A 24,607-nucleotide genomic window follows, 5' to 3' on the forward strand; every position below is an offset into this window, starting at 1 on the left:
AGTTAACGCGTGTGATTACATCATGTGTCCAATTACAGCTCAATGTTCGTCTGATTAAACTATAGGAATCGTTGATTGTGACAGTTGAGTAGACCCACTGGAGCTGTGGCGCCAAAAGAGTGATTCAACTACCATGCAATAGGGTTTGCTCCTGAACTTGCTTGAGAAAATAATAAAATCAAAGCAGTAAAAAGTATAATTTGCACGGGTCATTATTTATAATTTTTTAATAACTCTTTATCAAATAGATAACTGACACTAGCAAACACGTCATTAGATTGGTATGTTCCCAAATTCAATGATTGGCCAGACCATCTCAGCGTACCTGGGCCTGAGGAGAACCGTCCTAAATTCTGATAATTATATCCGACGGAAACAATCAGCTGTTGCATGATTTTATAATCAATGCCGGCCCCAAGTGCATAGGCAAATTGGCTTGTCGTATTATTAGTAAAAGCAGGGCTTACTCTTGAAGTACCAGGTAACGCCTCTTCACTGTATCCATTTGCATTATTAAACGCAGCTCCTATACCACCATTGATAAAGGGAGAGATATTATTTGCATATTGAAGTAGATTGAGTTTTGCTGACGCCAATACTAGATTTGAGGAAAGATTCCATTTATAACTAGTAAATTCAGGCAGGGAATACTGCATCACAGTCCCACCGACATTTTTTGGGAAAAAATATTGATAATATATTCCCAGTGAATAAGCCGGAAGCCAGTAACTGTCGCGCTCCCAACGTCGTCCAGCCATTACACCAATAATGGCTTGTTCCGTGTCATTTGTGGAGTAGATGTCTTCATTATAAGGAGCTGGGAAACCTGTGTTATTATTAATCGCAACATTGGAATTAAACAGTGGAGACTGAACTCCCCCACCAAGAGAGACAAACCAGCTGCTGTTCGTGCCAGAACGCACTACTGTTGGAGTTAAGGTAGAAACAACGGAATTATTTTCATTTTTCTTAAGCTTATATTGCTTAATACTGTTTTGCTTAATATGGTTTTGCTTCGCTATATTTGAGGACGGTATGTGAAATGACGTTTTTGCCACAGGCCATGTTTTCCTGGGAGAAGACATACGAACAGCCACCTGCCTCACTTCCTGAGAAGAGCGAATTGGGCCTATAATTACCCGATAGTAACGATTATTATGAATAGTCTTTACCGGGTAATTGGTTTTTGATTGTAAAAAAAGCTGATATTGATGCGCCCTGGCTTTATTTAGAAAGCTTTCTGCTTGAATATAAAACTCACCATTAGAAACGCTTTTGAGGTGCCCCGCATTTTCAATACCATAGATAGTTCGAACAGCAAGAGCCTGCTCAGAAAAAACCATGCCGCCGAACATGGCGCTAGAAAAAACAACAACAGAGCAATATTTTCGTATCATTACTATAAATCCATTTATCCAATTAATACTAAATGCAAGGACTATAATCTATTAGATAATTGATTTGCAATGAATAAAAGTAAAAAAATGGAATTTTTTTCACAAGAACGAGCAGAATAAGTGATGCAACTTTTTAAAACATACTTGCGAGTTAAGCATAGTAGGTGCTATGTTTAATATGGGGATTTTTAAATGGAGTTAAAAAATGGAATCAATGATTGATATGATAGGCTATATCGCCGCCTCATTAGTTTTTGCGACTTTTTATGTCAAAAGGATTTTGACATTACGTCTCATCGCAATCAGCAGCAATGTGGCATTTATCCTTTATGCCTTTGGGAGTAATTTGTACCCAATTTTTATTCTGCACTCTTTATTATTGCCTTTAAACTTATATCGAATATTTGAATTAAAAAAGTCAGAAAGTAATTTTTCTCGTCTGGATACTGCAGACTTAAAAACTTCAAACTAATTATTTTAACGTATTCTAATATAAATTTACTCGTACAATTAGAAAGTTATATACTATATAAATAGTCAAACATTAAGCTACAGTATTTTTTTATTGGAGTCCAGCTAATAAATAATTTTTTTGAAATATTTATATTGGGGTCTGCTGACAGTTGTAGGCATCCCACAACGTATTTGGCGTTGTTGCAGTAATCGATCTGTAGAAGGGTATAAAAGATTAATACAACAATGCCAAATACGTCGCGACCGTCAGGCTTTTAAAAAATGAATGTTCAACAGCCCCTTGAGATGAATGGTCACTGCAAATTTCATTTCACCCTTGAATAAGTTTGAGTGCCCCTCAGAATTCCTTTATTTATCTCAGTTGATTTAATAAACTTAATTACCTTATAAGGAATAAAATGAACTACTGGAAATTAGTAACGAGTTTATATTTTATATTTTTTTCAATTATGGTGCAGGCGAAGATCTATACCCCCAATTGTCCTAAACAAATAAACAGAATAGAACACATCAATACAGCTCATGATAATTGGGAAACGATTTCCAGTATTCCCAATAATTTCTTAAGTGGCGTTTCTTTTTACTCAGGACATCCTAAGGAAGGAGCTAGTTTAAAGCCTAATTCAATAAATAAAAAAGTATCCAAATGGACATTCTCTCGCAAACAAAGGATTTATATAGTTTGTGAGTACAATCAGACAGGCATTAAACTCACTCAGCCTTTGGCTAAGAAAACATCGCAATGTACTATAAGTTATAATCCTCTGGTACAAAGCACCAATGGCTTTTTACCTGAAAAAATACAATGTACTCAATGAAAAGAGATTGGGGTTTTTTGATAGTCCTGATACTATCCGACCGTGAACCTCATGCATAAAATAATTCCATGCGGTTTTTTTGAACAAATTCTGCGATGTAGAACGCTCACCTTCAGAGTATTTCACCTGATTATATATATAAGGATTGCCCCATGAACAATCAGCAATTAGCCGATAAACTAAATCGTCACTTATCTTTTCTGGATCAGGACGAAAACAATTTAACCTTATTAGTAGAGATTAGCGATCTTTATATGGAATTAGATGATTTCGAATCAGCTCAAAGCTACCTCGATAAAGCCAAGATAATTAACCATAAAGCCTGTCTGGGCCATCAAGGCTTACTTCATTTAAATCAAGGTAAGTTTTCGCAAGCCCAAGAATGTTTTCTTGAAGCATTAAATCACCTTGAGACTCCTGCGCTTCGGTACAATTTGGGGTTCACTTATTTTATAACTTTTGATTTTGAAAAAGCCTGGGAGGTTTTAGCCCCTCTTCTGGAAGGAGAGCATTATCCAGAAGCAGAGCTTTTAATGGCACGCATCCTTCATCGACAAGATTCTATAGAGGAAGCAATCGGCTTGGTGGAAAATATTTTAGAACACAATCCAGATGACGCTGAAGCCTTAGGTTGTCTTTCCCTCCTGTATTTTGATCTCAATGAGGATGCTTTAGCCAATGAAACAAGTCTTCGAGCGCTGAAAATAAACCCAGAAAATTATGATGCAAAATTAGTAAATATGCTGATCCGCCTCATAACTCATGAAACGACCATAGAGGAAATCGAAGAGCTATTACAAATCAATCCCCAAGACTCTCGTCTGTGGTTCGCTTTAGGTAACACTTATATGACACAAGGTGATTTAGACTCAGCAGAAAGTACGCTGCAAAAAGCAGTAGAAATCTATCCTGAATTTTATGACTGCCATATTGCTTTAGCTTGGTGCCAACTTCTGAATGATCATGTTAATGAAGCTCATGAAACTTATCAGGATGCTGTGGAGCTGGTAGACGAGTTAGCCGATGGCTGGGGCGGTTTAGCTTTAGTATATGCCTTAAATGAAGACTTTATAAAAGCGGAACAACTGATTAATAAAGCAAATGATTTAAATCCTGATTGCTTTCTAACCGAAATAGCTCAAACCATTTGCTTTAATTATAAGAATCCTCAAAAAGGTAAAGAGCATTTAGTTAACACTTTAAGAAACAGCGGCATCCCCATTAGTGAAAAATTAGCTGTCTTTATTGAGGAACTACAAGGGCAACAACAATTGCATTGATTTAATTTTTACCTGCCTTACATTATATCCTCTGACCTGTAGTAGCAATAGCCACTACAGGCTCTTATAAAAATTATTTCACCAATTTAAAACTCACTTTCGTCTATTACCCGACAATGAGTTTCCTTAATCAAAATTAACGTAAGTAAAGATAAAATAAGAGAGGCAGGCAACAAGAACAAAGAGAGATGATAACCCTGTACCGAAAATTGATGTGCGCCATTAAGGGTTGTTCCATCCCAGGTCCAGTCCAAAATGACGCCTACTAAAGGCTCAAATAAAGCTTCAAATACGGCATTAAAAGTATTCATAATACCAAGGACGGTAGCGACCAGGACTAAAGAAAATAATTCACGAATCATGGCAAAACTCGTAAAAAATCCGCTAGCCCCAAATCCAAAACAGAATAAAAGGATCATTAATGAAGACAAAACTTGACTAGGGCTGTAAAGTACCACTAATAAACATAATAAAGCTGAAAATGTTCCTATAAATAAAACGGGTTTTCTGCGTCTTATATAATCAGAAAACCATCCCCAGAATGGTGCTCCCGCAGCAAATCCTATAAAAATAGATGATATTGCAAGTGCTGCATCGGTTCGGGACAGGTGATAAGCCTTTTCCAAAAACGGCACGCCCCATAGTCCGCCAAATACAGAAACCGGTGCAAAGGCCAACCCACTATATAAAGACAATGCCCATGTTTGTTTATTTGTTACAATGCTTTTTAATAAATCGCTGATTTTTTCCTTATTCTCAATTGCATGTACCGCTTTTTTGGGTTTATCTCTTAAAACAAGGAAATAGATAATGCCGAGAATAATTCCCATCACACTAACGATTTCAAGCGCCATTCGCCAGCCAACATTTTGTACCAGGAGTGATAATGGCATTTGACCACCAACAGCACCAAGCATGGCTGCAGTCATAAACATTCCAGAAACCAGAGCAAAGCGTTTTGGAGAAAACCATACGGCTGCCAGTTTAAAACAGGATACTGCAGCAAAAGCAGCACCTGCTCCCATTAAGGCGCGACTAACGCAAGCCAACCAAAACGTATCAGTTTGTGAAAAAATAAAAGTACTTATACTGCAAAGAAAAATAGCAGCGGTCGTTAGCAAACGTGGACTGAATCTATCAAGCATCACCCCTACAGGAATCTGCATGATTAAATAAGCATAGAAATAAAAAGCAGATAGATTACCAAGACCCGCCCCATGCACTTGAAAAGCTTGCATTAAATCATCAGTCATTACGCTGGGAGATACTTGGATTAAATATTTATAAAAGAAAAAACTTGCGGCAATGGTCCAAATAATCCAAGGATAGGCTTTTACTAGCCACTGATGCTTGCTTTTAAATGTATTCACTATAACTCCTAAATATATTGTTATAGGCTTGTGCAATTGTATTGCTAATTACATCGACCTTAAAATAACCACCGATATAGAACTACTGCTATTATTATCTGGACAAGACAATGCAGCCACTCATTTCCATCACGGGGTTATAGAGGATTTAAGCCCCTAGTTGTGATAATTATTTTCAGTATTTATCTGCTTGCTTTCACGCCCTGAGGCGGGGCAGATAAATTAGAGAGTGGGCCGGCTCAGAGCTGAGGAAAGGGTAAAGTGACGCACCACCACAAAGACAAATGATAAGACTAAAAAGACACGCGACACCCCAGCAATCAAGCTGTTGCGACATGGGTAGGATGTAGTACCGCAAGTAGAATGTCGATTTAAATTCATTATCGAAATTTATCTTAATTAAATCTAACGTACATGCTAACTTTTTAGGCAATATCTTGTCAAGAAACTATTGAGTAACGAAACAAAATTTTCCGATGTCAAGGCATGGACCTCTGTTCAAGAAGCAGACTGATATGTTCTGCCAGCATCGAATCTATTTCTTTTGAAAAAATAACAGATGGATTTTTAGGGGGCGATATATTGGGAAAGAACAATCCAAGTAGTATCAAGCATTATAAATGCAGCACCCTCTTCTATCATCAGAATAGAAGGGATACTGGGATTCAAGTAGAAATTAAGCCAGGCTATGAGATGTAGTCATCTCGTTGTCGTGATGATTTTCTTCAGAATGGCAACACTGAGACAGAGCCTTTACTCCATTAGCTACGCCATTCACTACAGTAGCACCTGTTCGAGTGACTAAGGCCGCCGCTGTCATGATAAGAGAAGCCACTATACATAGAGCAAACGCAGCTGCCAGGAGAGGAGCGGCTACCGCAGCAAAACCACAAATCACTCCAACAGAAAGAGCACTATTACGAGCATCTTGATTACCCGCGGCGGCTGCGATACCTGCTGCTGCAAAACTTGTAATACAAATAGCCGCTGCAATACCACTTGCCACACCCAACAATCCCGTTATAACAGCAAAGCTTATTGGACAAACAACAGGTGCTGCTACAGTCTTGGCAAAATCACCAGCACTTCTATAAGGGGTAAAAAAACCAGGAGAACTACTGACGTATTCTCTAGCAGTCGCAGTTGCTCTTACTGCAGCTGCATCAAGAGTACTCATAACCTGTGGCAACTCAAAACCAGACATACAACCCCTCAAAATGCTTAAAAATACCGCATTTTATATAAAATTTGCAATATTGTCAATATGATTTGACCAAATTATAAAAAGTCATACAAAAAAATAACAATGAAAACATTTACCTACAAAACAAACATTGATATTGCTTGCAAACAATATAATACAATAGATGACTAATTTATACACATTTGAATGCTATACTTATAGTATGAGTACCCGAAAGGAGATTCATCATGTCATATGACAAAAATGAAGAACCTCCACTTCTTTCTCAAGAAGAATGTGATAATTTACTTTCAACCTGTAGTGTTAATGCAATGCATGCTCATAAGTCAGGTAATAATGATGTATACCATGAGGAAATTAGTTCCTTAGCAATAGCTTGCCACGTTCTGATAACCCATCACTTAAAAGCTCCTCACCTGATAATTGCTCAAATGGAAACCGCAATGTGTAATGCCCGTAGGGAAGATCTGGAAGTAATTGATAATAAAATAAAGCATCTATTTAATCTCAGAAAAGAAGCACCTGCAGACACTTTTTACGGAGAACAACAAATTATAAATATAACCACTCAAATAACCATTCTTGAAGAATGTAAGGCAATGCCCATTAAGGAGATAATTCAAAAAATAATTTACGAATCCTTGGAGCAGGCAATAAAAATCCATGGCACTGAAATGCCTGTAAACTTTAATCTGACTCAATACGAATATCATCCTGCATCTACAGAGTCTACTTCACCCCATACCAAACTTAGTAAAGGCATGTGGTAATTCATGACAAGCAACATGCAAGACGGGTCACATGCTTGATGATGTGATGGGGTCAAGAATGATCTTTAGCCACGCAACAAAGAGACTTTGCATCCCACCCCCCACCTAAGGCCTTTATCAAACCAACTTCTGTAGACATAAGTAAACCAGCCACGTCATTAGCAGCTTTTTGCGCGGTGTACGCATTAATCTGTGATGTAACCACGCTGGCATAATCCACCGTGCCTGCCTTATATTGGTTTATCACCAATTTAAGGGCTAAGTTTGCACTTGCCGCCGCTTTATTTTGCACTATGAGCTGTTCCCTAAGGAGGCGCAGAGCAATCAGATTATCTTCAACATCTTGAAACGCTGTGAGTACCGATTGCCGATAAGCTGCAATCTGAGCATAATAGGCTGCTTTTGCAGATCTGACAGTTGCTGCTCGAAAACCCGCATCAAATAGTGTTTCTGCCGCTTGCAATCCCGCTGACCAACCAATGGATGGAGTGTGAATCAGTTTATGGAAACTGTTAGCAGCAGCACTTGCCGAACCAGTTAAGGTCAATGTTGGGAAGTACGCTGCAACAGCCACACCAATGAGAGCACTTGTTTGTTGTACCAAGCGTTCTGCTTGAGCAACATCAGGCCGTCTCTCCAACCAGACACTTGGAACTTCCACAGGAATTTCGGGTAATTTGGTAGCCAAAGGCATAAATTTTAAAGATAAAAAAGCAGGGGGACGCCCCATTAATACAGCAATAGCATGTTCATATTGACCACGTAATATGCCATTATTTATTGCTTGGGCTTGCGCCGATTCCAGTTGCGCCTGAGCTTGTACAATATCAGCTCTTGATGCCACCCCAGACGCATATTGATTTCGTGTCAGCTGCAATGTTTTTTTATACGCATTGACCGTATCATCTAACAATTTTTGATCTGTATCTAAAGTACGTAATTCAAAATAAATTTGCGCCAGTGAGCCTTGAGCTGACAAGCGAGTAAACGCTACAAATGCGGCATTTGATTGTGCAACAGCTACATCTGCTTCAATAGTACGTCTAACTGCTCCCCAAATATCGGGCTCCCAAGATGCAGTCAGTACCGACGAATAAGTAGTGGTGGTTACAGCGGAAGAACCCGTTGCACTGGATGATGCTGTTCCAGTAGTGGTTGTTCCGCCTGAAGTACTGATAAACGTGGTGGTCCCTCCCCCCTGTTTTTGGCGAAAAAGACTAAAAGCTCCCTCTAATGAAGGAAATAGATTAGAGCGTGCCTGCTCAACAATAGCTAGTGATCGACGGTAATTGGCTTCGGCATTCACAATATTCTGATTGAATTCATTAAGCTGCTTTTCCAAATCATTTAATAAAGGATCATTAAATATTTTCCACCACTCCCCCCGATCACAATAATCTTGAGGATGTATCGGTTTCCAATTTTTATCGTCTGGTCCTGGGAGTTGCTTAATCTGCGGTTGTCCTTTTACTTCTTTAAACTTTGGAGACACTAGCACTGGAGGGCGTTTATAATTCGGTCCTACCATACAAGATGAAAGTAATGACACAAGGGTGACCGTCAGGGTTAATTTACTCTTCAAAGAGATCTTTATTTCTTGAGCCTTAGTGTCCATATGCACCTCTTTGCGGTTTAATCTTCTTCCAAAAATGACGCAGGCGAATCGCGGTATTTTCCATCGTCAAATAGATAACTGGAGTAGTATATAGCGTTAGAAATTGACTGACGATTAATCCGCCAACAATCGCAATACCCAGTGGACGACGTAATTCTGAGCCTAATCCAAACCCGATAACTAAGGGCAATGCTCCTAATAAGGCAGCCAACGTCGTCATTAGAATAGGTCTAAAACGTAATAATGCAGCTTCATAAATAGCATCACGTGACGATTTGTTTTCAGTTCGCTCTGCATTCAACGCAAAGTCAATCATCATGATGGCATTCTTCTTTACTATGCCAATAAGGAGAATTATCCCAATTAGTGCAATGAGACTAAGATCAGTTCGGCATATTACTAAGGCTAATAACGCCCCCAATCCTGCAGAGGGTAATGTCGATAAAATGGTTATAGGGTGAATCAGACTTTCATAAAGCATCCCCAGTACAATATAAACCGCTAATAATGCAGCCGCAATCAAGTATACTTCATTAGCGAGGGACTGCTGAAATGCTTGTGCCGTACCTTGAAATGACCCACTAATTGTAGGAGGTAATTTCATGTTTTTTACCGCAACATTAACCTTGTGTACTATATCCCCAAGTGCTGTACCAGGTATTAAATTAAATGATAAAGTTGCAGAAGGCGCCTGACTTTGATGATTAACCGACAGCAATGTTGAAGACGGGGCAAAACTGGCAAAGGCAGAAAGAGGTACTTCATTACCAGACGATGAGAGTACATAAATATCATTTAAGGTTTCTGGGTCTTGCCAATATTTTGGAGCAACTTCCATGACTACGCGATACTGATTCATGGGCATGTATAAAATAGACACCTGACTTTGTCCGAAAGCGCTGTATAAAACACTATCTATCTTTTGTGGAGTGATCCCAAAACGGGATGCTGTATCATGATCTACATCCACATAAATCTGCAAGCCATTACTGAGCTGATCGCTGTTTAGATCGGATATTCCAGGAAGTTTTGATAGTTCTTCCATAATTTTGGGTGTCCAATAATTTAATTCCTGGAGATTGTTATCCGATATGGTGTATTGAAATTGGGCATTATTTTGGCGACCACCTATAGTAAGATCCTGTGGAACCTGCATATAAATCCTTGCTCCTTGAACTACGGCTAATTTACTGCGCAATCGATTAAGTACCACATCAGTTGATATCCTGCGTTCTTGCAACGGTTTTAACATGATAAATATTGATCCGGTGTTAGAGGTATTACCACCTCCCCCACTCCCTATAAATGCGGCAACATTACTGACTGCAGTATCTTCTTTTATCAATGCAATAATCTGAATTAACTTTTTTTTCAAAGCCTGGAAAGAAATATTTTGATCTGCTTGCAGAGACGCCACAATTCGTTCTGTGTCTTGCTGGGGAAAAAATCCTTTGGGAGCCACTTTAAATAAATAGCCAGTCAATACGATGGTCGCAAGGGTAAGCAGTAACATGGAGGATGGATGCAATAAGGTCCACTTCAAACTGTGTGCATAACGTTGACGCAAATGCTCAATAAAGCGCATAAACATATGGTTTTTTTCATCACTTTCTTTCTGTAATACTCTTGAACACAGCATCGGGGTTAATGTTAACGAAACAACTAAAGATACTAATATTGCGACTGAGAGCACTACTACAAACTCATGAAACAAGCGTCCAACTATCCCGCCCATTAATAAAATCGGAATAAAAACAGCAATCAACGAGAGACTCATTGATATAACTGTGAAACCTATTTCTTTGGAACCATCAAGAGCAGCTTGCATAGGCTTTTTGCCCATTGCCAGATGGCGAGAAACATTTTCGAGAACTACTACGGCATCGTCGACCACAAAACCGGTCGAAATGGTTAACGCCATTAATGATAAATTATCAAGGCTATACCCCATTAACTGCATCACGACAAAACTGCCTAGCAAAGATAAAGGCACTGCAGTACCGGAAATGATCATGCTACGAAAACTGCCTAAAAATAAGTAAGTAACCAAGATCACCAGCACCATGGAGATTAAAAGGGTCAGCTCAACATCGTGTAAGGAAGTACGAATGGTGGAGGTGCGATCTAACAAAGTAGTCACTTCTATATTACTAGGGATAGAGGCCTTGAGCTGAGGCAGTATCTCCCTGACTCGATCTACTGTTTTAATCACATTCGCCCCAGGCGATTTGTAGAGAACGAGTAGTACCGAAGGCTTGCCATTTGAAAATCCGGCATTACGTAAATCGGCAACTGAGTCCACTACGTCACCCACATCAGAAATACGCACAGGACTATGATCCTGATATTTAATAATTAAGGGGGCATATTCTGCGGCGGTAAACATTTGATCATTATTACGAATAGTTGAAATAGTACCGTCTGCACTGGTTATTTGGCCTTTTGCCTGATTGGTGTTGGCTTGTGCAATGACTGTTGCAACCTGCTCCAATCCTATTCCATATTTATTAAGGGTTGTCGGATTAAGTTCTACACGAACAGCAGGTAAGGAGCTGCCTCCAACATAAACCTGCCCAACACCCTCCGTACGCAAAATTTTCTGCTGTAAAATTGTGGAGGCCACATCATACATTTCTCCTGTCGTATGCTTTTCTGAAGTAAGGGCAAGAATCATAATGGGCGCATCGGCAGGATTTATTTTACGATAAGTAGGATTATTAACTAAATTGGGAGGCAGCTGACTCAGCGATGCATTGATTGCTGCCTGTACATCTCGAGCTGCACCATCAATATTACGTGACAAATCAAATTGGACAATAATACTCATCTGTCCCAGCATACTGGTTGAGGTAATTTGAGTAATACCTGCAATTCGTCCTATCTGGCGTTCAAGAGGGGTTGCAACTGATGTAGCCATAACAATAGGACTAGCCCCCGGTAATTGAGCCTGTACAGTAATCGTAGGGAAATCAATTTGTGGCAAAGGAGCAACGGGTAATAAATCGAAAGCAAGCATACCTGCAAGAGCAAGCCCTACTGCCAACAATGTAGTTCCTATAGGACGTTGAATGAACAGTAGTGATAAATTCACATTTTTGCCTCTAACATATTAGGTACCTTCTACTGGCAATCTGGGTTGACCTAAACTCATTATCCGGCGCCCCATTCGATCAAAAGCTAAATAAATAACCGGGGTTGTATATAAGGTAATTAATTGACTTACGATTAATCCTCCAATAATGGCAATACCTAAGGGTCTGCGCAATTCGCCCCCGATACCAAAACTGAATGCCAGGGGAATCGCTCCCAGCATCGAGGCCATAGTGGTCATTAAAATAGGCCTGAAACGTAAAAGAGCGGCTTGATAGATGGCTTCCTGCGGTGGCTTTTGATATTTTCGCTCCTGCTCCAAAGCAAAATCAATCATCATAATTGCATTCTTCATCACCAGTCCAATTAACAAAATAATGGCAATTAATGCAATGACACTGAGATCATTTCTGGTAAAGAATAAAGCAAGCAATGCCCCCATAAAGGCCGAGGGTAAGGTAGATAAAATAGTTATGGGATGAATATAACTCTCATAAAGTACTCCCAATACGATATAGACCACTATAATGGCCGCTAATACCAACCATCCTTCATTTCCGAGAGCATCCCGGAAGCTTTTTGCCGTTCCTAAAAAATCAGCATGCACACTTTCCGGGATGTTAAGACTTTGTTTTATGGAGTCGATGGCGCTCACAGCATCTCCTAAAGAAGCATTAGGAGCCAGGTTAAATGAAAGCGTGGCAGAAGGAAATTGATCCAGACGTGTGACCTGAAGAGGCCCCACGGTATGAGATAAAGTTGAAAAGGTACTAAAGGGCACCGAACCACTGGACGTTATACTGTTACTGGAATTGGAAACAAAGGCTTTAGAAGCAACTGAATTAGGATTAATTGAATTGGTTACTGACGAATTAATAAAAAGATTCCGAAACGCAGAACTAGCATGTTGCAGCCAGGGCAATACTTCAAGGACAACCCGATATTGATTACTTTGAGTGAACATAATCGATATTTGCCGCTGTCCAAAAGAATCATATAACGTATCATCAATCATCTGCATGGTAATACCAAGTCGTGATGCCATGTCGCGATCTACGGTTATTAATGATACTAACCCCTGATTTTGCTGATCTGTATTTACATCCTGTAATATGGAAAGGCGACGCATTTTATCCAACATTAACTCAGACCATTTTTTAACTTGAGACCCATCAGGAGCACTAATGCTGTATTGGAATTGGGTTCGGCTAACCACTGTATCAATGGTTAGATCCTGTACGGGTTGCATATACAAAGTTGCTCCTACCACTTTTTGAAGATTGGATTGGATGCGGTTAATCACTTCCATTGCCCCAGCACGTTCTTCCAGTGGTTTAAGGGTAATGAGTATACGCCCACTATTTAGGGTACTGTTTATCCCATCAATACCAATAAATGATGATAAATTCTCCACTGCCGGATCTTCAAGAACCACTTGAGCCAGAGCTTTTTGGCGTTCAGCCATTGCAGGAAATGAAATAGTTTGTGACGCTTCTGATATACCCTGAATCACCCCAGTATCCTGGAGAGGGAAAAAACCTTTAGGAATCATAAAAAGTAAAAGGGCATTAATAAGAATTGTTAAAAAAAATATTATTAAGATTAATGGCTGATGAGAAAGAACCCATCCTAAAGACACCTTATATTTATCAATAATGTAATTTAAACCCTCTTCCAAAGCTTTTTCGATCTTGTTGTTTTTTTCATGCTCCCCTCGATGACGTAATAATCTGGAACACAACATCGGTGTCAAGGTTAACGATACAAAGGCGGAGATTAGAATGGCTATGGTCAAAGTCAGGGCAAATTCGCGAAACATTCTTCCAACAATATCCCCCATAAACAACAAGGGAATTAATACACCTATAAGAGAAATGGATAACGAGACGATAGTAAAACCAATTTGTTTTGCTCCATTATGAGCTGCGTCTAAAGGAGTATCACCTCGTTCCAGATAGCGCATGATATTTTCTATCATGACAATGGCATCGTCTACTACAAAACCTGTAGCAATCGTTAGGCCCATCAGTGTCAAATTATTAAGACTGAATCCAAGCAGATACATCACCCCCAGCGAACCAACAAGTGCCAGTGGTACAGAAATACTGGGAATTATTGTAGCTGAAAGATTGCGTAAAAAAAGGAAGATAACCATCACAACAAGAACTACAGATAATAATAATTCAAATTGCACGTCATCTACTGAGGAACGAATACTGACTGTTCTATCCGTTAAGATCTCGGCTTTTATGTCATGAGGTAAGGTAGCTCGAAGACGAGTAAGTAATTCTTTTACCCGATCAGCCACTTCAATAACATTCGCACCAGGCTGGCGCTGTATATTGAGAATAACCGCAGGCTCCATATTCATCCAGGCGGCTTGCATGGTATTCTCAGCGCCATCGATCACATTGGCGACATCAGAAAGACGGACAGGCGCACCATCTTTATATGCAATGATGAGTGGGCGATATTCTGCAGCAGTTAATAGTTGGTCATTTGTATTAATGGTATAAGAAAGCCTTGGCCCATCAAAATTACCTTTTGCAGCATTCACGTTAGAGGCAGAAACAATGCTGCGCACATTTTCCATTGTTAGACCGTAGGCAGATAACGCATTAGGATTAGTCTGAATACGTACTGCAGGACGCTGCCCCCCGCCTATACTGACTAAACCCACGCCAGATAATTGCGACAACTTGGGAACAAGGCGTGTTTCAGCGTAATCTTCTATTTTAGGTAGGGGCAGGCCCTTTGAGGTCAATGCCAAAGTAATAATCGGTGTATCAGAGGGATTTACTTTGCTATAAACAGGAGGATTGGGTAAATCTGCAGGTAAAAAACTACTGGCTGCATTAATCGATTGTTGTACTTCTTGCTCTGCTACATCTAAACCCAGCGATAAAGTAAACTGCATGGTAATAACCGATGAGCCAGTCGAACTGATGGAAGTCATTTGCTCTAGCCCTGGCATTTGACCAAATTGACGTTCAAGAGGGGCTGTCACTGAGGAAGCCATCACCTCAGGACTTGCGCCGGGATAAAAAGTTGACACTTGAATAGTAGGATAATCCACATCAGGCAATGAGGAAACAGGTAATAATTTATAAGAAAGCGCTCCGGTGAGCAGAATAGCAAACATTAAAAGCGACGTTGCTATTGCTCTAGTGATAAAAGGACCTGAAATACTCATGCTATACTACGTTCTGAATTAGAATGTATTCTCTTTTTACTGTGAGAGAATAATTTTGCCGCGCTGCCTACCACCACTTTAGATCCATCTCTTAATTTATCGGCACCTTCCACTACGACCGATTGACCTGGTTTTATCCCCGCCTTAATAACTGTCTGATTCTCACTAGCGGGTCCAGACGTGATCAGTTTGACCGTCACAGTACTGTTTTTATTCACCAAATAAACAAAATCGCCCTTTGTTGTAGAGTGCTGAATGGCGGCGGTAGGAACCACTGTGGCCTGATGCAAAGTTTCTACCAATATCCTCGCATTCACAAACTGGTTCGGAAATAATTTGTTGTCTTTATTATCAAAGATCGCCCTCAATTTGACTGTGCCTGTACTTTGGTTGATCTGATTATCTATCGTTAATAAGGTTCCTGTTGCCAGCAATTCACTTTGTTGACGATCAAAAGCCTGTACAACCATTTTCTTATTAGCATAAACCTGTGGAACTATTTGTGGCACATTGTCTTCAGGTAAGGTAAAGATAACGGTTATTGGATTCAGAGTATTCACCACAGCAATACCGTTAGTATCGCTGGTTTGCACCACGTTGCCCGGATCGACTAAACGTAAACCAATACGGCCATCAACGGGAGAGGTAATACGAGTATAAATTAGACTCACTTTGGTACTTTGAATCAAACCCAGATCTGTTTTGACGGCGCCTTCATATTGTTCAACCAATGCGATTTGAGTAGCCAGGGTTTGTTGGGAAATAGAGTCCTGTTTCCATAATCTTTGATAGCGTTTAAGGTCAATTTTTGCATTCGCAAGAAGTGCCGTGTCTCGCTTTAGATTTCCTTCATATTGAATTAACAAGGCTTCATAGGGTCGAGGATCTATTTGCGCTAATAAATCTCCGGTTTTTACCATTTGCCCTTCTGTGAAAAGTACTTTAAACAAAATACCATTTAGCTGGGTTCTAACCGAGACACTATACTTTGGGGTAACACTACCCAATGCGGAAAGATAAAGAGGAACATCACGAACTGTAGCAACAGCAGAAACGACAGGTATTGGTTTAATTACATTATCTTTGTGCTTTTCCCTGACCAGAAAGTACCAGATCAAACCAAGAAATAAGATCATCATGATTATTATCCCCCAATTCCACGCAGGTGGTAACCATTCCAATTTATTTTTTGGGATCATCGATTCGCTATTATCAATATCCTCGAATTGTTTTCCTTCCATAGGATACCACTATCCTTCATTAAATTGATTAATAGAGAATTACAGAGCCTTTTATCATAACGAATTTTGAGTTGGGTAGCAAAAAGAATGTGCCTTTTTTATGAGGATTTGCTCTTCGACATGCCGCGATGTTGAAAGGCATTGTTACATAAAATCAAATTTCTAGTCATGGTTTTATCCGTGGTAGGATGTAGCCAGGGTAAAGGCGCAGCCATAACCCTGGATCGGAACCTGATTCAAGCCGAGATCCCGGATTACGCTGCGCTCATCCAGGCTACAAAAGGCTTAAGTTTTTTCCACAACTACACTGGCGTATTTCTCCTCATCCCTACCGCGGCATCCAGAAAGACTGGATCCTGCGGACAAGCCGCAGGACGTAGGTGTACAGAAGATTGATGAGGAAGGACAAGGATCAAAATTATCTTAACTTGACGCCTATGCCATTAACGGGAAGCTGTATGGCGCAATTCCGGCCTGATTTTTTTCCATTCATTGAATGGTGAAAGTTCAGGATTGGCCATTTTATCCACGGGAAGATAGAAAGTTTGTTCTAGTAAATATTGTCCACTAAGTGCCGCATGAGACACATGATCAGTGAACACAATCCAGGAGCTTTGCGACGGAAAATTAATTTGAATTTTTTCAACCTGCTCTTGGTAACGATCATCTCGTTTCATTGTATCATGCAAATGAAGCATGTAATGATCATATGGTGAGCGCAGAGTTTTAGTGGTTTTAACCAACTTCAGAACTCTTGCCGTTAATTTACTGTATGGGCGGATTCTGGGTGCAAAACGATTCAGCACCTGAGCAAAAGGCTCACCAAGATTCCATACGCGAGGCTCCTGTTGCGGATTAATATTACAAAAGACCCGCAAAATTCTTAAGCCATTAACCGGAGTCGCTGAAAATGAATCAACGTGCAAACGAGTATCATCTTTACGTCTGGAAGTAGCTCTACCACTTATTTGCGCCGGTCTGAAACTGGTTCTTCCCCATTGCAAATGAGGTACATAAGAAGGTAACGCAGTTTGAATGAGCTTGTGGGCAAACTCGGCATATCCTCTCATGAAATGTTCCAATTTCTTGTCTAAACCAGGAACATCCTTTTTAAATGCACCCAGTTTATTGCGTTTATAGTCATAACTTACATTTTTATGAGTGCTGTGTAAAATCGATTCAGACATCAAAGCGTGATCTATTGAAGAAAAATAATGCTCAGGGAAAAAAAGTATTTTACCTGCCTCCAAAACATTGATGCTTTCTTGATGATTAATTTGTTCTATATTTTGAGTTAACACATAGGAATTCATTTTTTTACCTTGTTCAATTATCAGTGTTAGTGTAACAAATTATTAACGACATAACTCTCTGTTTGGGGTTTCACAAAATCGGGATAATATTCATCCCACATCCGATGGCAATAAGCAACAATATTATTCTGTTGAAGAGCGTGCTCTTTGAAAGGATCATGAAGAGGATTCCAGAGGATATTCGCTAAAAATGCAAAGGCAGTGGCATCAACTGTGGTTGGCTTATCACCTAAAAAGTATTTTTTTTCCCCCAGAATCACCGACATAATATCCAGGTTTTTTATTCCCATTTGCAGCACTTCCTGAAGAGTATGCCTTCCTGTTCCTTGATGATTCAATTGTTTTAACATATATTTTCTAATCATGTTAGGCACAAATAATTTAGCAAGGGCGGGTAAATTTTCAAACAAACTTTCTTTAACATGCTCCCAACCTGTATCATTCTGCCAGCGAAGATAAATCATTATCCAGTATAGGCGTTCACAAAAATCCACATCAATTAATACAGCCAATGCTTTTTGTTCGGCGGTTAAGCCTCTGTCCAGTTCATCGCCAAAACGAGTTTTTAATTCATCGATAATCAACTCGCTGTCAGGATAAAATTTTCCATCCATCTTAATATGCGGTAATTTTCCCTTAGGACTTTTTTGAGGGTTATTTACAAACTTACTTTCATAGGGCAATTTCATCATACGTAAATAAGTTTCAACTTTCATACAAAAAGGGCTGGCATTAGGTAAGCCCCAAACTCTATAAAATTGAAATAATGTAATCATTTTTTAAACCCTTCCCTAGTAAAAAAGAAATCAAATAAAACAATTCAATAAAGATACAATGCCATATAGAATATAATATAAATTCTTAATTATCATTTAATTCATTTTTTTAGGTAAATTCAATGTCACATTGCCCCTGTGGATCACAAAAATCTTATGAACAATGCTGCGAAGTATTTATAGAAAAAAAGGAATCCCCTAAAACACCCGAGCAGCTCATGCGCTCCAGATACACAGCTTATAGTCTGGCTAAAATTGATTACATTAAATACACCATGAAAGGTAAGCCCTTAATTGACTTTAACGAATCGGAAGTCCAAAAATGGGCTTCGAGTGTGACCTGGGTAGGGTTAAAAATCATTCAATCCTACTTGGAAACACCGGAGAAAGGCTTTGTAGAGTTTAAAGCGCTCTTTAGGGAAAACAATCAATTAAAAAATATTCATGAACTGAGTGAGTTTCATCAAGAGGCGAATCAGTGGTTTTATGTGGATGGAAATCACAAAAAATTGCCTGTTAAAAAAAATAACAAGCCACAAATATCACGTAACAGTCCATGCCCTTGTGGCAGCGGTAAAAAATTTAAAAACTGTCACGATAAATAAACTTTTAATTCGGGTTTAATATGGGCCAACATTTTCTTTTAAACGTATTTATCTTTCTTGCAGCAGCAAGTGTGATGGTTCCTCTAGCCAGTCGTTTCAAACTGGGCTCAGTAATAGGCTATCTTATTGTGGGAATTCTTATTGGCCCCTTTGGCCTTAAACTGATTGGAAATGCAAACCAAATCATGCATTTTGCCGAGTTTGGGGTGGTCATGATGTTGTTTTTAATCGGTTTGGAATTAGAACCGGCCAAGCTTTGGAAACTGAGAAAATTAATAGTTGGTTTGGGCAGTATGCAAGTCATCTTCACCACAGCTGCATTAACCAGTATTGGCATCCTGCTAGGGTACAATTGGCGAGCCAGTATGGCAATCAGTATGGCACTTTCCCTTTCTTCAACAGCGTTAGTCTTACAAATGCTTCAGGAAAAAAATCTGTTAAAAACTACCGAGGGCGAGACTTCCTTCGCGGTCTTACTATTTCAGGATATCGCGGTTATTCCTATTCTTATTGTCATGCCTTTGCTCGATCCGTTGGGGGCCATTGCAGTAAGTACTCAGGAACCTTCCTTTATCACTCAACTTCCCAAGTTACTCCATGCTCTATTAATTACCGGAGTAATTGGTGCTGTCATTTTAACAGGTCATTATTTGTCCAGACATTTGTTTTTTATCATAGCCCGAACCCATTTACGTGAAGTATTTACTGCTTTCTCTCTGGCCCTGGTTGTAGGTATTACCCTGTTAATGGAGTGCATTGGAGTATCTCCTGCTTTGGGAGCGTTTATTGCTGGAGTCGTTTTAGCTAACTCTCAGTACAAACATACGGTGGAGGCTGATATACAACCTTTCAAAGGGTTATTACTGGGTTTATTTTTTATCTCGGTGGGCATGGGAATGAATTTTACCCTGTTTTCGCAACAAACGTCCTTACTTATTGCGGCAGTCTTAGGACTACTCGCCGTCAAAGCACTTATTTTATTTGTTCTCGGTCGTCGTTTTGAACTGACGAAAATCCAAACTATAGGTTTTGCTTTAGCCCTGTCTCAAGGTGGCGAATTCGGTTTTGTTCTCTTTCAATATGCGAGTGAAACAAAAGTGATAACTCAGGATGCAGCGGGATTTTTTACCCTAGTTGTTGCATTATCCATGCTTGCCACCCCCTTTCTTATGTTGCTGTATCATAAATTTGTAGTGCCCAAATTCATGAGTATTATTCCTCAACCAGAATATGATCCCATTAATGAAAAAAATGGGATTATTCTTGCAGGCTATGGGCGTTTTGGACAAATTATTGGTCGATTGCTCAATGGGGAACATATAAAAGTTACAGTACTTGAAAAAAATCCAGAACAAATTGAATTACTAAGAAAATTTGGCTACAAAGGGTATTTTGGTGATGCCAATCGGTTGGACCTCTTGAAAAGCGCAGGTGCCGAATATGCAAAATTATTGATAGTAGCCGTAGGAAATCCCGATACGAATCTGGAAATAGTCAAATTGGCAAAACAAGAATTTCCCCACTTAAAAATTTTTGTCCGCGCCCGAAATCGCCGCCATGCCTATGAATTGCATAAAATGGGAGTAGATTATTTCCGAAGAGAATTATTTGATTCATCATTAACTATGACCAAAGAAATCTTAAAATTCGTCGGATATAAACCGGAGGATATAGAGAAAAAAGCATCCGCTTTTCAAAAGCATGATGAAGCGGCCCTATATAAATCTTTTGAGTTTTTTGAAGAGGAAACCGATCTTATTAATTTTTCACGCCAGGCAAAAGGTGAATTAGAGCGTCTTCTGCAGAATAGCTAACTATAAAGCAAAATATTATTTACCAGTTGCTTACCTTAGCCCCAAAATGTTTAAATTGGCAACGGTAAAATTAAGAGTTCGATTAATTCATGGTACATTTTCAGGAAATTACTTTAAAAACCTTTCTCAGTGACTATTGGCAAAAAAAACCTTTGATAATCCGCCAGGCTTTACCTGGCTTTATCAATCCCCTATCACCCGATGAATTGGCTGGACTGGCTCTTGAAGAAGAGATTGAAAGTCGTATTGTTATTGAAACCCCCAACAACAATCCTCAATGGCATTTAAAACGAGGTCCTTTTTTAGAGGATGATTTCAGTACTTTACCTAAAACCAATTGGACACTGCTGGTTCAAGGCGTTGATCGAATCATTCCCGAGGTAAGTGAGTTACTCAACCATTTTGATTTTATCCCTCAGTGGCGTATTGATGACGTAATGATTAGTTACGCAGCACTTAATGGTAGTGTAGGTCCACATTATGATAACTATGATGTCTTTTTATTTCAGGCTAAGGGACGCCGTGAATGGTCTTTAACTTCAAAAAAGTGCAATCCTGCAAATTATATAGAAGATCTTGAGTTACGCATCATGAATGAATTTGATGTAGAGGAACGACTCATTCTTGAAGAAGGCGACATGCTCTATCTGCCACCTCATATAGGCCATTATGGTATTGCCCTTTCTGAAGAATGCATGACCTACTCTTTCGGATACAGAAGTTATCAGGGGCAAGAGATATGGGACAGCTTGGGGGATTATTTATCTGAGAAAGAATTGTTCAAAAATTTGTATCAAGATCCTGATTGGTCGCATTTAAAAAATACTTCTGAAATCACTGAGCCGGCGTGGAAAAGTGCTCAATCCTTGTTACATCAATTAATCAACGATGAAAACGTCATGAAATCATGGTTTGGCTGTTTTGCAACTCGTCTGGACCAACAGGCAGAACAACAATTACCTATTCCTTTAGAAGATGACGACTCACTGGATTTGTCTGATTTTATGGAGGAACTGTTGGAAGGTTCAGGCCTGATTAGAGATGCATCCTGCCGCTTTGCTTATCAAACTGCAGATCAAAAATCAGAATATCAATTGTATATAAATGGCTGCCAATGGGATAGTCAGGGTGTGTCTCATCAATTAATGAGCCTGATTGCCAATAATCGTTTCCTGTCAAACCAGGAGCTAAGACCTTATTTAAATAATGAAAACAATCAATTTTTCCTGTTTGAATTATGGAAACTCCAATGGCTCCAAATTCAATAAGTTAACGTCAGCCCGGGATAAGATCCATAGAAAAATGTAGTTTAGGTGCAGCGAGAGCATATCCTGGGATCAAGATTGACTTGATTATGTATTATTAGCCATTTTACGAATTTTTAGTGAGGGATTTACTGCCATACCCAGGAGATCCCTCACTTCGTTCGGGATGACGTAGAGACAGTTCAGGATGATGTAGGGACAGTTCAGGATGGTCTAGGGGCAGTTCAGGATGGTCTAGGGGCAGTTCAGGATGATGTTGTATCTGGAGTTATCGGTTTATCTAACCTGCTCATAAATAAATATTTTTACACATATTGGCTAAATTCAAAATCATATAGTATATTTAAAGTACACAATGAGACAAGGATAGCCCATGAAAAAAATATTACTGGTCTTACTCGTGGTTACAGCATCTTCTTTACTCGGCGGCTGTTGTGGCGGTGGGGGGGGCTGTACGAATACCTGTGTTGACAGCTGTTGCGGCTGCAGCGGTGTTGGTAATTGGTATTAAACTTAATAGTGTTTAAACCACTAGCAGAGTCCCATGAAAAAGAATAGTTTTCTCGGCGTATCTGAAGAGGGATTCCATAACGTTGCATATACCGAATGGGGAAGTTCGTCTCCTGAACTTCCCACGGTAATCTGCGTTCATGGTTATACTCGAAATGGCCGAGATTTTGACGCATTAGCCCATTACCTTGGGGTAAAGGGACGACATATTTTTTGCCCTGATGTTGTCGGACGGGGTGATAGTTCGTGGTTTAAACACGCTCATCATTATAATTTCAATCAATACGTGGCGGATATGAATGTTCTCATCGCAAGAACTCACGCGCAACAAATTGATTGGATAGGAACCTCTATGGGAGGTATGATAGGAATGATGTTGGCGGCATTGCCCAATACCCCTATCCGTCGACTTATTCTTAATGATGTTGGCCCTCAGATTCCACTCCATGGCTTAAGAAAGCTTGCCAAATACATAGGCAATGATCCCGAATTTAAAAGCATGGAAGAAGCAAAACAGCATTTCAAAAAAAACTACAGTGAATTTGGTATCTTAAGTGAGAAGCAATGGGATGATTTTACAGAACATAGTGTTGAGAAACGTGCGGCTAGAGTATTTGTAGCCAAGGTAGATCCTGCCATTAAAAACCCTAAGTCGACGATGCAAGTGGTATCGGATTTTTTTCACCACCCCCAAAAAGCCCTTGAAGGGATCTTATATGACATCGATCTTTGGTCAATTTGGAATAAAATCCGCTGTCCGGTTTTAGTAATTCATGGGGCTCATTCTGAACTTCTCACCCCGGAAATCATTAAAAAAATGCTCAGGACTCACGCACAAACCGAAGTATATGAAATTGCAGACGCCGGGCATGCCCCAGCTCTGCTAGAAACAGCTGATCATGAAATAATCGATTCTTGGTTAAACTCCAAGAAATTAATTTAATTTATCAGCCCGGAAGAACAATTTGGGTCGAAAATTAATTTTATGACTGAATAAGGTAATTAAAGCCCCGGCCAATACAAAAACAATCCCTAAAGCATGCCATGGCTCAAGTGTTTCTCCTAGGAGTAACACGCCTAATATCACCACAAAAACCGGCTCTAAAACAGATAAAATAGACGCTTTTTCTGAGCTAATATATTTTAAACTGTGCAACATCAATAAAATAGGCAAGACAGTAGCAATCACCCCAATACCGAATAAATTAAGCCAGACCATCATAGAAGAAGGCACTGAAAAAGTATTGCCAAAATAGGCGACAAAAAAGCTGGTCACCATGCAACCTAAACACACCATTAAGGTTGAAACATTAGGCGATATTTCATTTTTCTTACTAAACATAACGTAACATGCATAAAAAAATGCTGAAGCGAGCCCCAAAAAAATGCCCCACAAATCAAAGGCTACTTCATTCATATCAATCAGAAGCACCATACCAGTCAAAATAATAAAAATAGCCAAATAATAAACTTTGGGAATCACTTGACCATAAAAGAAATAATTCAATAGCATGATAACAACTGGATAGGTAAAAAATATCACCATTGAAAGCCCTGTTCCCAGATATTCACTGGCAATAAAATAAAGTAATGTCGATATTCCATAATAAAAAACACCACTAATAAAAGCATGAAACATCTGTCGATAGGAATCCTTAAGATTTTTTAATTGGGGAATTAAAATAATCAGGATGATGATGCTGGAAATTAAAAATCGCCAAAACAGCATATTACTGGCTGAAAGATGGCCATTCATTGCACTAAAGCCAAAATAGCCAATAAAACCATAAAGAAGTCCTGATACTATGGCGTATAGAGAACCTCGTTGCTCCTGGGATTTCATGATTTATCCGTCCAAAAATAATGTGGGTA

The 24,607-nt window shown here is 39.4% G+C and carries 19 protein-coding genes; 9 read left to right on the forward strand and 10 right to left on the reverse strand.

Translation table 11 applies throughout. The features are described from left to right. Positions 1–212 precede the first annotated feature (212 nt). Complete coding sequence (locus LOX96_RS01030; RefSeq protein WP_250421391.1) at positions 213–1,397, reverse strand: SPOR domain-containing protein; 1,185 nt, start codon at positions 1,395–1,397, stop codon at positions 213–215. Between the two features lie 205 nt (positions 1,398–1,602). Here LOX96_RS01030 and LOX96_RS01035 point away from each other — a divergent pair, with 205 nt between their 5' ends. The 3 genes from LOX96_RS01035 (at position 1,603) to LOX96_RS01045 (ending at position 3,969) form a co-directional block, all read left to right on the forward strand. Further along, entirely contained in the window at positions 1,603–1,869 is a 267-nt protein-coding gene (locus LOX96_RS01035) for a hypothetical protein (protein ID WP_250421390.1), read from the forward strand. A gap of 400 nt (positions 1,870–2,269) precedes the next feature. Further along, a complete protein-coding gene (locus LOX96_RS01040) occupies positions 2,270–2,689 on the forward strand; it encodes an STY0301 family protein (protein ID WP_250421389.1) in 420 nt (139 codons plus the stop codon). Positions 2,690–2,841: 152 nt separating this feature from the next. Then, positions 2,842–3,969 carry a tetratricopeptide repeat protein gene (locus LOX96_RS01045; protein ID WP_250421388.1) on the forward strand — a complete coding sequence of 376 codons (1,128 nt, stop codon included), beginning with the start codon at positions 2,842–2,844 and terminating at the stop codon, positions 3,967–3,969. Positions 3,970–4,055: 86 nt separating this feature from the next. On the opposite strand, the gene LOX96_RS01050 is transcribed toward LOX96_RS01045, so the two are convergent. Both LOX96_RS01050 and LOX96_RS01055 read right to left on the reverse strand, forming a co-directional pair. Continuing rightward, on the reverse strand, positions 4,056–5,339 hold the full coding sequence (locus tag LOX96_RS01050; RefSeq protein WP_250421387.1) for an MFS transporter: 1,284 nt from the start codon (positions 5,337–5,339) through the stop codon (positions 4,056–4,058). Between the two features lie 676 nt (positions 5,340–6,015). Then, on the reverse strand, positions 6,016–6,543 hold the full coding sequence (locus LOX96_RS01055) for a hypothetical protein (RefSeq protein WP_250421386.1): 528 nt from the start codon (positions 6,541–6,543) through the stop codon (positions 6,016–6,018). A 227-nt stretch (positions 6,544–6,770) separates the two neighbouring features. On the opposite strand from LOX96_RS01055, the gene LOX96_RS01060 reads away from it, so the two are divergent. Further along, positions 6,771–7,313, forward strand: a complete 543-nt coding sequence (locus LOX96_RS01060) for a hypothetical protein (protein ID WP_250421385.1) — start codon at positions 6,771–6,773, stop codon at positions 7,311–7,313. Between the two features lie 52 nt (positions 7,314–7,365). Here the strand turns inward: LOX96_RS01060 and LOX96_RS01065 are convergent, their stop codons facing one another. The 6 genes from LOX96_RS01065 to LOX96_RS01090 form a co-directional block, all read right to left on the reverse strand. Next, positions 7,366–8,928 carry an efflux transporter outer membrane subunit gene (locus LOX96_RS01065; RefSeq protein WP_250421384.1) on the reverse strand — a complete coding sequence of 521 codons (1,563 nt, stop codon included), beginning with the start codon at positions 8,926–8,928 and terminating at the stop codon, positions 7,366–7,368. Then, on the reverse strand, positions 8,918–12,019 hold the full coding sequence (locus tag LOX96_RS01070) for an efflux RND transporter permease subunit (RefSeq protein WP_250421382.1): 3,102 nt from the start codon (positions 12,017–12,019) through the stop codon (positions 8,918–8,920). Before LOX96_RS01070 ends, LOX96_RS01065 begins: the two co-directional genes overlap by 11 nt. Positions 12,020–12,037: 18 nt before the next feature. Beyond that, on the reverse strand, positions 12,038–15,211 hold the full coding sequence (locus LOX96_RS01075; RefSeq protein ID WP_250421381.1) for an efflux RND transporter permease subunit: 3,174 nt from the start codon (positions 15,209–15,211) through the stop codon (positions 12,038–12,040). After that, positions 15,208–16,452, reverse strand: coding sequence for an efflux RND transporter periplasmic adaptor subunit (locus tag LOX96_RS01080; protein ID WP_250421379.1), 1,245 nt, complete (start codon positions 16,450–16,452; stop codon positions 15,208–15,210). The genes LOX96_RS01075 and LOX96_RS01080 overlap by 4 nt, the downstream gene beginning before the upstream one ends. 443 nt (positions 16,453–16,895) lie before the next feature. After that, positions 16,896–17,765: a Kdo hydroxylase KdoO gene (gene kdoO, locus LOX96_RS01085; protein WP_250421378.1), complete on the reverse strand. Its 870-nt coding sequence runs from the start codon at positions 17,763–17,765 to the stop codon at positions 16,896–16,898. A 26-nt stretch (positions 17,766–17,791) separates the two neighbouring features. After that, positions 17,792–18,541, reverse strand: a complete 750-nt coding sequence (locus LOX96_RS01090; protein ID WP_250421377.1) for a glutathione S-transferase family protein — start codon at positions 18,539–18,541, stop codon at positions 17,792–17,794. Positions 18,542–18,663: 122 nt separating this feature from the next. Here LOX96_RS01090 and LOX96_RS01095 point away from each other — a divergent pair, with 122 nt between their 5' ends. The 5 genes from LOX96_RS01095 (at position 18,664) to LOX96_RS01115 (ending at position 23,678) form a co-directional block, all read left to right on the forward strand. Then, positions 18,664–19,146 carry a YchJ family protein gene (locus tag LOX96_RS01095; protein WP_250421376.1) on the forward strand — a complete coding sequence of 161 codons (483 nt, stop codon included), beginning with the start codon at positions 18,664–18,666 and terminating at the stop codon, positions 19,144–19,146. A gap of 20 nt (positions 19,147–19,166) precedes the next feature. Then, positions 19,167–20,960, forward strand: a complete 1,794-nt coding sequence (locus LOX96_RS01100) for a monovalent cation:proton antiporter-2 (CPA2) family protein (RefSeq protein WP_250421375.1) — start codon at positions 19,167–19,169, stop codon at positions 20,958–20,960. An 89-nt stretch (positions 20,961–21,049) separates the two neighbouring features. After that, on the forward strand, positions 21,050–22,228 hold the full coding sequence (locus LOX96_RS01105) for a JmjC domain-containing protein (RefSeq protein WP_250421374.1): 1,179 nt from the start codon (positions 21,050–21,052) through the stop codon (positions 22,226–22,228). Between the two features lie 370 nt (positions 22,229–22,598). After that, positions 22,599–22,736: a hypothetical protein gene (locus tag LOX96_RS01110; RefSeq protein WP_250421373.1), complete on the forward strand. Its 138-nt coding sequence runs from the start codon at positions 22,599–22,601 to the stop codon at positions 22,734–22,736. 33 nt (positions 22,737–22,769) lie between these two features. After that, on the forward strand, positions 22,770–23,678 hold the full coding sequence (locus LOX96_RS01115; protein WP_250421372.1) for an alpha/beta fold hydrolase: 909 nt from the start codon (positions 22,770–22,772) through the stop codon (positions 23,676–23,678). Here the strand turns inward: LOX96_RS01115 and LOX96_RS01120 are convergent. Next, positions 23,670–24,578: a DMT family transporter gene (locus LOX96_RS01120; protein ID WP_250421371.1), complete on the reverse strand. Its 909-nt coding sequence runs from the start codon at positions 24,576–24,578 to the stop codon at positions 23,670–23,672. The two genes, LOX96_RS01115 and LOX96_RS01120, sit on opposite strands and share 9 nt — an antisense overlap. Positions 24,579–24,607 lie beyond the last annotated feature (29 nt).

Origin of the sequence: Legionella maioricensis (assembly GCF_023618015.1) — a bacterium.
Lineage (GTDB): Bacteria > Pseudomonadota > Gammaproteobacteria > Legionellales > Legionellaceae > Legionella > Legionella maioricensis.